The organism is Ruegeria sp. BH8 (genome assembly GCF_056538065.1).
The window spans coordinates 983,383-996,128 of sequence record NZ_JBQFSP010000001.1 but is presented as its reverse complement, the minus strand read 5'-3'; the positions used below and the strand labels follow the sequence as shown (position 1 = coordinate 996,128).

At 57.2% G+C, this 12,746-nt stretch carries 9 protein-coding genes and 2 tRNA genes; 6 read left to right on the top strand and 5 right to left on the bottom strand.

Annotated features, from left to right (window positions below):
- Positions 1 to 20 precede the first annotated feature (20 nt).
- Positions 21 to 2,741, bottom strand: a complete 2,721-nt coding sequence (gene gyrA / locus ACR0AD_RS04920; RefSeq protein WP_480485510.1) for a DNA gyrase subunit A — start codon at positions 2,739 to 2,741, stop codon at positions 21 to 23.
- A gap of 192 nt (positions 2,742 to 2,933) precedes the next feature.
- Between gyrA and ACR0AD_RS04915 the strand changes: the two genes are divergently transcribed.
- Positions 2,934 to 3,203, top strand: coding sequence for an usg protein (locus ACR0AD_RS04915; protein ID WP_267366492.1), 270 nt, complete (start codon positions 2,934 to 2,936; stop codon positions 3,201 to 3,203).
- A 112-nt stretch (positions 3,204 to 3,315) separates the two neighbouring features.
- Here ACR0AD_RS04915 and ACR0AD_RS04910 read toward each other — a convergent pair whose 3' ends face one another.
- Positions 3,316 to 4,269 (bottom strand): radical SAM protein, encoded by a 954-nt coding sequence (locus ACR0AD_RS04910; RefSeq protein ID WP_480480738.1) that lies wholly within the window; start codon positions 4,267 to 4,269, stop codon positions 3,316 to 3,318.
- A 163-nt stretch (positions 4,270 to 4,432) separates the two neighbouring features.
- On the opposite strand from ACR0AD_RS04910, the gene zwf reads away from it, so the two are divergent.
- The 4 genes from zwf to ACR0AD_RS04890 all read left to right on the top strand — a co-directional run bounded on the left by zwf (position 4,433) and on the right by ACR0AD_RS04890 (position 9,973).
- A complete protein-coding gene (gene zwf / locus ACR0AD_RS04905) occupies positions 4,433 to 5,887 on the top strand; it encodes a glucose-6-phosphate dehydrogenase (RefSeq protein ID WP_480480740.1) in 1,455 nt (484 codons plus the stop codon).
- On the top strand, positions 5,884 to 6,555 hold the full coding sequence (pgl, locus tag ACR0AD_RS04900; RefSeq protein ID WP_480480742.1) for a 6-phosphogluconolactonase: 672 nt from the start codon (positions 5,884 to 5,886) through the stop codon (positions 6,553 to 6,555). Before zwf ends, pgl begins: the two co-directional genes overlap by 4 nt.
- 4 nt (positions 6,556 to 6,559) lie before the next feature.
- The gene (gene pgi, locus ACR0AD_RS04895; RefSeq protein WP_480485512.1) at positions 6,560 to 8,170 is read left to right on the top strand and encodes a glucose-6-phosphate isomerase; all 1,611 of its coding nucleotides are present in this window, start codon (positions 6,560 to 6,562) and stop codon (positions 8,168 to 8,170) included.
- 183 nt (positions 8,171 to 8,353) lie between these two features.
- Complete coding sequence (locus ACR0AD_RS04890; protein WP_480485514.1) at positions 8,354 to 9,973, top strand: long-chain-fatty-acid--CoA ligase; 1,620 nt, start codon at positions 8,354 to 8,356, stop codon at positions 9,971 to 9,973.
- A 22-nt stretch (positions 9,974 to 9,995) separates the two neighbouring features.
- Here ACR0AD_RS04890 and ACR0AD_RS04885 read toward each other — a convergent pair.
- From ACR0AD_RS04885 to ACR0AD_RS04875, 3 genes are all read right to left on the bottom strand, one after another.
- Positions 9,996 to 10,070: transfer RNA gene (locus ACR0AD_RS04885), tRNA-Asn, on the bottom strand.
- Between the two features lie 128 nt (positions 10,071 to 10,198).
- A tRNA-Asn gene (locus tag ACR0AD_RS04880) sits at positions 10,199 to 10,273 on the bottom strand.
- A 75-nt stretch (positions 10,274 to 10,348) separates the two neighbouring features.
- Positions 10,349 to 11,263, bottom strand: a complete 915-nt coding sequence (locus ACR0AD_RS04875; RefSeq protein ID WP_480485516.1) for an MBL fold metallo-hydrolase — start codon at positions 11,261 to 11,263, stop codon at positions 10,349 to 10,351.
- Between the two features lie 44 nt (positions 11,264 to 11,307).
- Between ACR0AD_RS04875 and ACR0AD_RS04870 the strand changes: the two genes are divergently transcribed.
- Positions 11,308 to 12,627, top strand: a complete 1,320-nt coding sequence (locus ACR0AD_RS04870; protein WP_480480750.1) for an ATP-binding protein — start codon at positions 11,308 to 11,310, stop codon at positions 12,625 to 12,627.
- Positions 12,628 to 12,746: the final 119 nt, after the last annotated feature.

Sequence of the window (12,746 nt, the reverse complement as noted above, 5' to 3'; positions counted from 1 at the left end):
ACCGGTGCCCGGGGTTACTGTCATTCTTCCTCGTCGCCCTGATCGGCGATCCACGCGACGCTGACGACTTCTTCGCCCTTGCCGGTATTGAACACTTTCACGCCACCTGCGGAACGTGAGCGGAAAGAGATGCCATCGACCGGCACCCGGATAGATTGGCCTTTCGATGTGGCCAGCATGATCTGATCGTCGATCTCGACCGGGAATGATGCAACCAAATCCCCACCGCGCATCGCCTTGTCCATCGCGGCTACGCCCATGCCGCCACGTCCGCGCACGGGGTAGTCGTGGCTTGAACTCAACTTGCCTGCACCACCAGCGGTGATAGTGAGGATAAGGTTTTCGGCAGCCGACATCTCGGCGTATTTCTCCTGACTGAAATCGCTGCTTGCTGCGGCTTCCTCGTCTTCACCAGCGTCTTCTTCGGTAAGCCCCGCAACCGCACGCCGCATCTTGAGATAGGCCACACGATCTTCGGGTGTCGCCTCGAAATGACGGATCACGGACATCGAAACGACGCGGTCACCGTTGGTCAGCCTGATCCCCCGGACACCTGTGGATTCGCGCGAGTTGAAGACACGCACGTCAGTTGTCCGGAAGCGGATCGCGCGGCCGGAATTGGTGACCAGCATCACGTCTTCGTCTTCCGAACAGATGCGCGCATTCACCAGTTCAATGCCGTCGGGCAGCTTCATGGCAATCTTGCCGTTGCGCCGGACATTGGTGAAGTCCGACAACCGGTTACGACGCACGTCACCTGCGCTGGTGGCAAAGACGATCTGGAGGTTTTCCCATTCCTCGTCCGGTACATCCACGGGCATTATCGCGGCGATGGAAACGCCAGTTGGGATCGGAAGGATGTTGACGATGGCCTTACCTTTGCCGGTGCGTCCGGATTGGGGCAAGCGCCAGGTCTTGAGCTTGTAGACCATCCCGTCCGTCGTGAAGAACAGCAGCTGTGTATGGGTGTTCGCAACGAAGAGGTTGGTCACAACATCCTCTTCCTTGGTTTGCATCCCCGACAGGCCCTTGCCACCGCGTTTCTGGGCGCGGAAATCTGCCAGCGGTGTGCGTTTGATGTACCCGCCCGAAGTGACGGTCACGACCATGTCTTCACGCTCGATCAGGTCTTCGTCTTCCATGTCACCGGACCAGTCGACGATCTCAGTGCGGCGGTCGACCGCGAACTGTTCACGCACGCTGCGCAGCTCATCAGCGATGATGCCCATGATCCGTTCGCGTGAGGACAGAATATCAAGGTATTCCTTGATCTTGGCCGCCAGTTCTTCCAGCTCGTCCGTGACCTCTTTGACGCCCAGTTGGGTCAGGCGTTGCAAGCGCAACTCCAGAATGGCACGGGCCTGAACCTCGGTCAGATTATAGGTGCCATCGTCATTCATCTTGGACAGAGGATCATCGATCAGGCGCAAATAGCCTTCGATGTCGGAGGCAGGCCAGCGGCGGGTCATCAGTTTTTCGCGGGCCTCGGCGGCGTCAGCAGACGACCGGATCGTTGCGACCACTTCATCGACATTGGACACCGCCACAGCCAGACCACACAGGATGTGGCTGCGTTCGCGCGCCTTGCGCAGGTCATAGGCCGTACGGCGGGCAACGACATCTTCACGGAAGTCGATGAACGAGGTCAGGAACCGGCGCAGGGTCAGCTGTTCGGGGCGGCCACCATTCAGCGCCAGCATATTGCAGCCAAAGGAGGTCTGCATCGGCGAAAAGCGGTAGAGCTGGTTCAGCACCACCTCGGGCGTTGCATCGCGCTTGAGCTCGACCACAACGCGCACGCCGTTGCGGTCGGATTCGTCCTGTACATGGGCCACGCCTTCGATCCGCTTCTCGCGAACCGCCTCGGCGATCTTTTCGATCATCGCGGCCTTGTTCACCTGATAGGGAATCTCGTCGACAACGATGGCATAGCGGTCCTTGCGGATTTCTTCCACTCGGGTCTTGGCGCGGATGATGACGCTGCCGCGGCCCTCCAGATAGGCCTTGCGCGCGCCGGAACGCCCAAGCATCACACCGCCGGTTGGAAAGTCGGGGCCGGGGACGTATTCGATCAACTGTTCTGATGTAAGGTCGGGATCGTCGATCAGCGCCAAAGTCGCATCGACTACTTCGCCAAGGTTGTGCGGCGGAATGTTTGTCGCCATCCCCACGGCGATACCTCCGGCACCATTGACCAGCATGTTCGGGAAACGGGCCGGCAGAACTGTCGGTTCCCGGTCCTTGCCGTCATAGTTGTCCTGAAAATCGACCGTTTCTTTTTCGATATCAGCCAACAGGGAAGCGGCGGGCTTGTCCATCCGCACTTCGGTATACCGCATAGCCGCCGGGTTATCGCCGTCCATCGAGCCAAAGTTGCCCTGACCATCCAGCAGCGGCAGAGACATCGAGAAATCCTGCGCCATCCGCACCAGTGCGTCATAGATCGCACTGTCACCATGCGGGTGGTACTTACCCATCACGTCGCCCACCGGGCGTGCCGATTTGCGGTACGCCTTATCGTGCGTGTTCCCCGTCTCGTGCATTGCATAAAGGATACGCCGGTGCACCGGTTTCAGCCCGTCGCGCAAATCAGGGATCGCGCGGCTGACGATGACCGACATGGCATAGTCCAGATAGGACGTGCGCATTTCGGATTCGATGGAAACCGTCGGGCCGTCATAGACTGGGCGCTCGGGCGGGGTTTCATCCATGTTTTCAGGAATTTCTGGCGTATCGCTCACGTAAACTGCCCGTGTCTTGTTCTGGGTCTATATCTTGTGGGTGTATCTTATCAGACCCGGCACATAAGGTGCAAGCAAGCAGCGCCTTTACGGGGAAATTCCCCGGTAATACTCAAGTAACATATTGTTATATAAGTATTAGAAGGTTTTCGTGGTATCTTGAGCAGGCCTTGTATCAAACAGGAGGTCTGCATGAATCCAAGCGAAACCGAATTGATGCTCAAGGGGTACGGGCTGACGACGGCGGAGTTTTTCTATCATATGCCAGACTATATCCACGTCTTGAACACGTTCATCTGGCAGGATTACGACCTTGCGCCGGATCATCCGAAGTTGTTCAAATTCATCGACTTCTGGCAGCGCGAAATCGAAGGCCCGCTGCATTCCGTCAAATTCACCCATCGCAAAATGATCGCACCGGGTGAGTGGCGCAACATGGTAGGAGAGTTTCGTGTGAACTGAGCGAGGGACAGGCGCAGTTTCCGTTGGTGCATGCTCTTCAAACAATGAACCGAAGCGGTCGGCGCGTGTCTGATGATGCGTCTGAAATGAAATCAGGAACTTCCTGACCCAATCAGCCAGAACAACTGGCGCCGCCCAGCACGCAGAATTTGGCACAGTGGGGGTGGTTCAGGTGAACGTCAGCCTCGGATTCGGCCAGAGAATGACCCATCTCGAATTCCGGCTCGTAGGGCAGCAGGGTGCAGGCCAACACGGCAGGCCGGTCAGCGCCTTTCCGTTTCACCACCATGCGGGCGCTGGCACACATCAATGCATCGGGTGACTTACTCAGTATTCCCCAGCAAGCCGTTGTAATCTCGGGTACTTCGACAGTTTCGTCCATCTCGGGAAACAGGACGGTCTGTGCCGGGTTATGCGGGTCAATGTCAAAGCCATGATCTGAAAAGAATGCGGCGTAACCCGCGCGACTTTCCGTGTCAGACTCATCCCAAACGGTGCGTCCGGCGACAGCCATGTTAAAGCCGTGATCGCGCAGCCACTTCATACCCGTCAGGGTTTTTTCAAAGCTTCCTTTGCCGCGTTCAAGGTCGTGCAGTTCTGCCCGGTAATGATCTACGGAAACACGCAGGGTCATCTTGTCATTGAATGTCTTTTGCAATGCCAGCAGCCCGTCGCGCATCTTGCGGCGCATCATCGGGGCCATCGCGTTGGTCAGAATCAGCACTTCGTACCCACGCTCCAGCGCGTCGCGTGTCATGTCGATCATCTCGGGGTTCATGAAGGGCTCGCCGCCCGTAAAACCAATTTCACGCACCGGCCAATTGCGGGCTTTGATCTGATCAAGATAGTCACGAACCTCGTCCGCAGTGATATAAACCAGCGCGTCATTGGTCGGGCTGCTGGCGATATAGCAGTTGACGCATTCAATATTGCACAGCGTGCCGGTATTGAACCACAGCGTCTGAGGGTTGGTAAGGGAAACCTTTGCGCGGGTCTGGCCGTCGGCCGTTACCAGTTTACGCTGAAACTTGCCGACATTGGCAAGCTGAGGGGCGTTGTCTTTCATTCCCACATCCGGTTCGTTGAAGTTGTCGAACTGATCTAGCCCTTTGTCGCGGGTTTGGTAAGTCTGGCACAGGGGTTCTGACAGAGTTTTGAACAGCGAGATTTATTGAATTTTGGTTGCGCTAACATTGGACATGCTGGAAGTGTCAGGGTAAGGACAACTCATGGTTTCACGTGTCATCCCTGTTGATCCATTTGATCTGATCATTTTCGGCGGCACCGGTGATCTGGCGCAGCGCAAAATCCTGCCTGCGCTTTACCGTCGGTATTGTGCGGGTCAGTGGCACGAGGATGCCCGGATAATAGCAGCCGCGCGTGCCGGTCATTCGGCGGATGATTTTCGAAACATGGTAGCTGCGTCGCTGCATCGGCACGCTTCGGAACGGGCGCAGGATTCGCAAGCCCTGAACCATTTCCTGCAACGGGTCGACTATGTGTCGCTGGATGCCCTGACGACGGATGGTTGGGATGTACTGAGTGAAAAACTATCGCCCGACCGGGTTCGCGCTTTCTATTTCTCAGTCGGTCCCAGCCTGTTCGGACCATTGGCCCAGCGGGTTAGGGCGTATGATCTGGTGACAGAAGAAACCCGTATTGTGGTCGAAAAGCCGTTTGGACATGATTTGGCGAGCGCACGGGAGTTGAATGCAACACTGGCCGCGCATTTTGATGAAAATCAGATTTACCGTATCGACCATTATCTGGGCAAGGAAACCGTCCAGAATCTGATGGCGGTCCGGTTTGGCAATATGCTGTTCGAACCGCTGTGGAACAGCCAGTATGTCGACCATATCCAGATAACGGTTGCGGAAACTGTTGGTGTCGCAGGGCGCGAAGACTATTATGAGCGGGCGGGTGCGATGCGGGACATGGTGCAGAACCACTTGATGCAGCTGCTCTGCCTGATTGCGATGGAACCTCCGGCCAAGTTTGATCCTGACGCAGTTCGGGATGAAAAGCTTAAAGTGATCCGGGCGCTTGATCCGGTTGAACCGCACCACATCGTGCGGGGGCAGTTTGCGGTCGGTCCAGACGGGCCGGGGTACCGGGACTGCGTTGGCAATCCGCGATCAACCACCGAAAGCTATGTGGCGTTGAAGGCCCATATCAGCAATTGGCGTTGGGCAGGTACGCCGTTCTACCTGCGCACCGGTAAGCGTCTGGTGGCGCGCTCGTCGGTGATCAACGTGATGTTCAAGGACGCGCCGCATTCGATATTCGGGGAAGAGGCGGGGCGCCATGCAAATACGTTGTCGATCCGGTTGCAGCCGAACGAGGGGATCACGCTGAAGGTGACGATCAAGGAACCCGGGCAGGGGGGGATGCGACTGATCGACGTTCCCTTGGACATGAGCTTTGCCGAAGCCCTGGGCCCCGAAAATCAGGACCCGCCAGATGCGTATGAACGCCTGGTGATGGACGTGATCCGCGGAAACCAGACCCTGTTCATGCGCGGGGATGAGGTCGAGGCCGCCTGGGCCTGGACCGATCCGATCATCGCCGGATGGTTGGCACGTGGGGATGTGCCCAAGCCTTATGACAGCGGCAGCACGGGGCCGGGCGACGCCGAACTTCTGATGAAACGTGACGGACGTCACTGGCAAGGGATAAAGCCATGAAAATTCAGGAATATGCTGATCGCGAAATGCTTGCCATCGACGTGGCCAACGTGCTGGCGGGCGACCTTGAGGCCGCATTGCTGCACCATGATACCGTTGCAATGGCCGTTCCTGGGGGAACAACTCCGGGCCCTGTTTTTGATAGCCTGTGTGCCGCTGATCTTGAATGGGATCGTGTGCGTGTGTTGCCGACGGATGAACGCTGTGTGCCAGCAGATCATGACCGCTCGAACGAACGTTTGATCCGCGAAAGGTTGCTGACCAGCCGGGCCTCTGTGGCACAATACATTCCGCTTTATGTCCCTGATTCAGAACCTGAGGCAGCGTTGCCCGAAATCGAGTCGCTGATTGCGCCGGTATTGCCATTGTCGGTGCTGGTACTAGGAATGGGCGAAGACATGCACACGGCCTCATTGTTTCCGGGAATGGAAGGGCTGGACGAGGCATTGCGCAGTGATGCACCTACGTTGATCGTCGCCCGGACCGAAACGCAGCCAGAGGCGCGAATTTCCCTGACCGCTCCGGTCCTGGACGGGGCGCTGTCGAAACATCTGATCATCTATGGACAGGCAAAACGCGCCGTTCTTGAAAAAGCCATGTCGCTACCACCGGAAGAGGCACCGATCGCCGCAGTTCTTGGTGGCATGACCGTACACTGGGCGGAGTAAAGCAATGCATCTGGATGCTTTGAAAACACTGGCTCAGACGACAAGTGACCGTCGTATCCTTGACCTGTTTGCGGCAGATGCAAACCGGGCCGAAGTATTTTCAGCCTCAACCGGGGATGTGGTATTCGACTATTCAAAAACACAGATCGATGATGTGGTGCGATCCGCGCTCATTCAATTGTGTGCAGAGGCTGGTCTTGCGTCTCGGCGTGATGCGATGTTCGCGGGCGAGAAGATCAACGAGACCGAAGGGCGCGCGGTGTTGCACACGGCCTTGCGCAACCTTGATGGCGGGCCGGTTGAAGTGGACGGTCAGGACGTTATGCCCGAGGTTCTGGATACGCTGCAACGGATGCGCGTGTTCGCTGAGGAGGTGCGTGGCGGTGCTATCGCTGGAGCGGGGGGCAACTTTACCGATGTGGTCAATATCGGCATCGGCGGGTCAGACCTCGGCCCTGTCATGGCCACATTGGCGCTGGCACCTTATCACGATGGACCACGGGTGCATTACGTCTCGAACGTGGATGGGGCGCATATCGCGGATACGTTGCGGCAGCTCGACCCGACGCGCACGCTGGTCATTGTCGCCTCAAAAACCTTCACCACAATCGAAACAATGACCAATGCACGCACCGCCCGCGCGTGGATGTCCGAAGGCGGGGGCGATCCGTCGCGCCAGTTTGCCGCCGTTTCCAGCGCTTTGGACAAGACGAAAGCCTTCGGTATTCCCGAGGCGCATGTCTTCGGATTCGCCGATTGGGTCGGTGGGCGTTATTCGGTTTGGGGGCCGGTCGGCTTGCCGGTCATGATTGCTGTTGGTTCAAACGCATTTGACGCGTTTTTACGCGGCGGGCAGGCGATGGACCTGCACTTCCGCTCGGCTGACTGGGATGAAAACATGCCTGTGATGCTGGCATTGGTTGGCATCTGGCATCGTCAGGTTCTGGGGCATACAAGTCGTGCGGTGCTGCCTTATGACCAGCGGCTTTTGCGTCTGCCCGCATATTTCCAGCAGTTGGAAATGGAATCGAATGGCAAATCCGTGGCGATGGATGGGTCGTCCTTGACCATGCCTTCAGGACCTGTCGTCTGGGGTGAGCCGGGCACCAATGGACAACACGCGTTTTACCAGCTGATCCATCAGGGCACAGATGTCATTCCCTGCGAATTCATGGTTGCGGCCGAGGGGCATGAACCAGAACTGACCCATCACCACCGTCTGCTTTTGGCCAATTGTCTGGCGCAGTCCGAGGCCCTGATGCGTGGCCGTTCGTTCGAAGAAGCGCGCCAACGCATGACGCAGCAGGGGTATCTGGGTGATGAACTGGACCGGCAGGCCCGGCACCGGGTTTTCCCCGGCAATCGTCCCTCGACAACATTGATTTACCCCAAACTCACACCGTTTGTGTTGGGTCAGATTATTGCGCTTTATGAACACCGGGTGTTTGTCGAAGGCGTGTTGCTGGGCATCAACTCTTTCGACCAGTGGGGGGTTGAGCTGGGCAAGGAACTGGCCAATTCGCTTGGCCCCATCGTGGATGGCGAAGAAAGCGCCGAGGGCAAGGATGGGTCGACCGCAGCATTGGTCGCCTACGCGCTGAAACACCGGGATTAGGCGACGGGATGTATTCCGCTACCGGTGTGGGTTGCATTCTTTTATTGTCAGACAATTAAATGATTGGCAGGGTTCCTTATAGGAAACGGCTGGACTGACGTGACGGGGAACACCCCTGCCTGTCTGTGCCAGACGGAACAGGCAGGGGCCAGGCAAGGTCCCGCCCATGACGGGAGGATGTCCATGCTGGGACAGATGATGACACAGCCTTTGCTGATTTCGTCGCTGATTGATCACGCACAGCGTTACCACGGTCAGACCGAGATTTTCTCGGTCGAAACGGATGGATCAGTGACAGAAACCAATTGGTCCGAGATAGCCGTGAACGCCCGGCGTTTGGCGTCGGCCCTGGCGCAGCTGGGTCTGGAGCCGCAGGACAGGGTCGGGACGCTGGCCTGGAACAATCGTCGGCATCTGGAGATCTATTATGCCACCTCGGGTGCGGGATATGTCTGTCACACGGTCAATCCGAGGCTTTTTCCTGAACAACTGACTTACATTATCAACCATGCTCAGGATCGGGTGTTGTTCTTTGATGCAACCTTCGTCCCGCTGGTTGCTGCCTTGCACGGTGCGCTGACGGATGTTCGCCATTTTGTTCTGATGGGCCCCCGCAACGATGACGCTGCAGCAAAGATACCCGACCTGAAATTTTATGATGAGCTGATCGAAACCGGTGACGCGGCCTTTGATTGGCCTGAACTGGATGAAAACACCGCGTCAGGGCTGTGTTACACGTCGGGTACAACCGGCCATCCCAAGGGGGTTCTTTATTCCCACAGATCGACGGTCCTGCACAGTTTCGCGTCGAATACGCGCGACGTGATCGGCTTTTCGGCGATGGATGTCGTGATGCCCGTCGTTCCTATGTTCCACGTTAATGCATGGGGCTCGCCTTATGCCTGCGCCATGTCCGGATCGCGACTGGTTTTACCCGGCCCGGATTTGCATGGCGAGGCGCTGGTCAATCTGATCGACACCTATGGCGTGACGCTGGCCATGGGGGTGCCTACAATCTGGCAGGGACTGTTGGCGCATGCAGCCAAATGCGGGACGAGTTTGAAAAGCCTCGAACGGACCGTGATTGGAGGTGCCGCTTGCCCACCTTCGATGATGGAGACTTTCCGGAATAAATATGACGTCGATACGGTACATGCGTGGGGAATGAGCGAGATGAGCCCGCTTGGTACGGCCAACTACCCATTGGCCAAACATCTGGTGCTGCCGCTTGAAGAACAACACCTTATCCGTCTGAGTCAGGGTCGGCCACCGTTTGGGGTTGAACTGAAAATCGTGGATGATGACGGCAAAGATCTGCCACATGACGGTGAAACGCAGGGCGATCTGATGGTGCGGGGGCATTGGGTACTGGACAGCTATTTCCTGATGCAGGATCAGGATCTGTTGCAAGACGGTTGGTTCGCCACAGGCGATGTCGCAACGCTGGACACCGATGGTTACATGACCATTCGTGACCGATCCAAGGACATCATCAAGTCCGGAGGGGAGTGGATCAGCTCGGTCGAACTTGAAAACATCGCTGTTGCGCATCCGAAACTGGCAACTGCCGCCGTGGTCGGTGTTCCGCATCCGAAATGGGACGAACGCCCCTTGCTAGTTGCAGTAAGGGCTGATGGCGAGAATCCAAGCGAAAAGGAACTTCTGGCCTTTTTCGAAGGGAAAATTGCCAAATGGCAGATTCCGGACAAGGTTGTTTTTGTTGACGCGCTGCCGCTGAACGCAACCGGAAAGGTGCTGAAACGCAACCTGCGTGCAGATTTCAAGGATGCCCTTGCGGGGTGAGATGTGATCTAGCGGGGTAAATTGGCTCCGGCGGTAGGGATCGAACCTACGACCAATTGATTAACAGTCAACTGCTCTACCGCTGAGCTACGCCGGAACGGTCCGCGCCGTATAGCAACCGGAGTATCCGGCGTCCAGAGGGCGGATATTATTTTTTCAACGAAAAAGCCCCAGAATACCGATGTGGTTTCTGACCCTGACAAAAGGTTGAATATTGGGAAGTTTTGGCTCCGGCGGTAGGGATCGAACCTACGACCAATTGATTAACAGTCAACTGCTCTACCGCTGAGCTACGCCGGAACTGAGGGGCGTATAGCAATCCGGATTCCCGGCGTCCAGAGGTTAAGCACGCGAACTTAAATTTTTTTTCGGGCGTCAAGGATCTCTGCGAAAAATTGCAGTGGCAGATAGTTCGCCGTGTGGTGACACCTGTTTTTTTCCAGTCAGATCAACGAGGTGGGCAAAAACGTTCCGCTCCGCGGCTGGCAGCAGGGTTGCGGGTGTGTCGGTGTAGATACGCTTGGCCAATTGCCGCGCCGTTCCGTCTGCATCCTCCAAGGCAGTCAGAATCTGAGCTTCGCGGTTTTGCCTGTGTCGGATCAGCCAGTCCAATCGCGCGGCAGGGTCTGAAATTGGCGCACCGTGGCCCGCGTGAAAAACCGACCAGTCGCGCGCGCGCAGGCGGTGGCAGGCTGTCATGAAATCGGTCAGGTCTCCGTCCGGTGGTGACACCAGCGAACTGGCCCATCCCATCACATGGTCGGCGGTGAAACAGGTATCCTGCCATGCCAGGGCAATGTGGTTTCCCAGATGCCCCGGAGTGTGAATAACCTCAAGCTGCCAGTCATCGCCAAAGATGACCTCACCATCCGCAACCTCGATATCCGGACGAAACGCGGTGTCGATGCCTTCGCCACCTCCGGCCAATCCACGCGCTGCAAGGGTCGCCATAACAGCGCTGCGACCGGATTCGGGACCACCAAACGCATAGATCGCAGCCCCTGTTCGCGCGGCAAGGGGTGCTGCCAAGGGTGAGTGATCCAGATGTGTGTGCGTGACGAGTATGTGGCTGATTCTCTGGCCAGGTCGCAGTTCATTCAGGATCGCGTTCAAATGCTCTTCGCTTGCGGGGCCGGGATCAATGACGGCAATGTCACGATCGCCCAGCAGATAGGTGTTGGTGCCGCGATAGGTCATCGGTGACGGGTTGGGGGCCAGAATGCGCCGAAGACCCGGTTGCAATTCTGTCGCAACACCAGCGGGTGGATTGAATTCGTCTGGTGCCTGCATTCTGTGCTCTTTCTCTTGTCCGGGCAGCCCGCTAGGTTTAGCGCATGTCCACGCACTGGCTCAAACCATATATGCCACGCAGCCTTTACGCCCGGGCAGCATTGATTCTGGTTCTTCCTGTGATCGTGCTGCTTCTGGTCGTTGGAGTTGCTTTTCTTCAAAAGCATCTGGAAGATGTCACTGACCAGATGACGCGCGCAGCCTCAAGGGAAGTGATGCTGATCACCACCATGATGGAGGGGGCCGAGACGCAGCACCAGGCATTGGCCGAAGTGCGCCCGGATCTTCTGGCGCTGGAAATGCAGGCCAGATTTCTGCCCGCCAACGAAACTCCCAAAATTGACCGTCCACGGTGGTACGACTTCATAGCACCGCAGGTCGAGGCCGAGCTTCGTGCAAGGTTGCCAGAGCTGAGTGCTGTAGCGTTGCCAAGCAGCCGCGAAGCGCGTCTGTACCTGGATACACATCTGGGGGTGCTGGAACTGACCTTTGACCGGCGCAGATTGTCGCCAGCGGCGCCGCATCAGTTGATCGTGACGATGCTGTTTTTCGCGATCATAATGACCTCGATTTCATTTCTGTACATGCGAAACCAGTTGCGCCCTATCACACGGCTGGCCAATGCGGCGCAGGCGTTTGGACGAGGGCGGAGCGTACCATATTCACCGGGCGGTGCCATCGAAGTACGCGCGGCGGGGAATGCGTTTTTGGATATGCGGTCACGGATCGAACGTCAGATCGAACAACGGACGCTGATGTTGTCCGGCGTCAGTCATGACCTGCGCACGCCTCTGACGCGCCTGAAACTTGGACTGGCAATGTTACCTGAGGATGAGGCACGACCTTTGCTACAGGACGTGGCGGAAATGCAATCCTTGGTTGATGCATTCCTCGAATTTTCGCGCGGGGCGTCCGAAGGATCGCCCGAGGAAATCAACCCGGCGGAATTTGTTCGACAGATTGTGGATGACGCCAATCGGGCAGGGCATCGGGCCGAGTTGGTCACTGTCGAGGGTGAGGGAACGGCAATGCTGCGCCCTATGGCTGTTCGTCGGGCCGTTGAAAACCTGATCGGCAACGCCGTGCGCTACGGCAGCCGTGCTGAGGTCAGCCTGTCGCTGAACGCCAAGTCGATGCGCATCCGTGTCGAAGATGATGGCCCTGGAATTCCCGCAGAGCAGCGCACAGAGGCGGTCAAACCCTTTACGCGGCTCGACCCAGCGCGCAACCAGAATCAGGGCAGTGGCGTGGGTTTGGGGTTGGCGATCGTGGCGGACGTTGCGCGCGCCCATGGTGGAACTCTGAGACTGGCCAAAAGTGAACGCCTGGGCGGTTTGTGCGCGGATATAATTATTGGCCGGTAAACGCCTGGCACCTTTGCCGCTCCAAACCTGCGCCAATATGACGATGTTCTGAGCCGAGGCGCTGGATTTCTCGCGAGATGATTTCGGAGTTTTTAGTAAGACCTGTCATCCCACGGCGA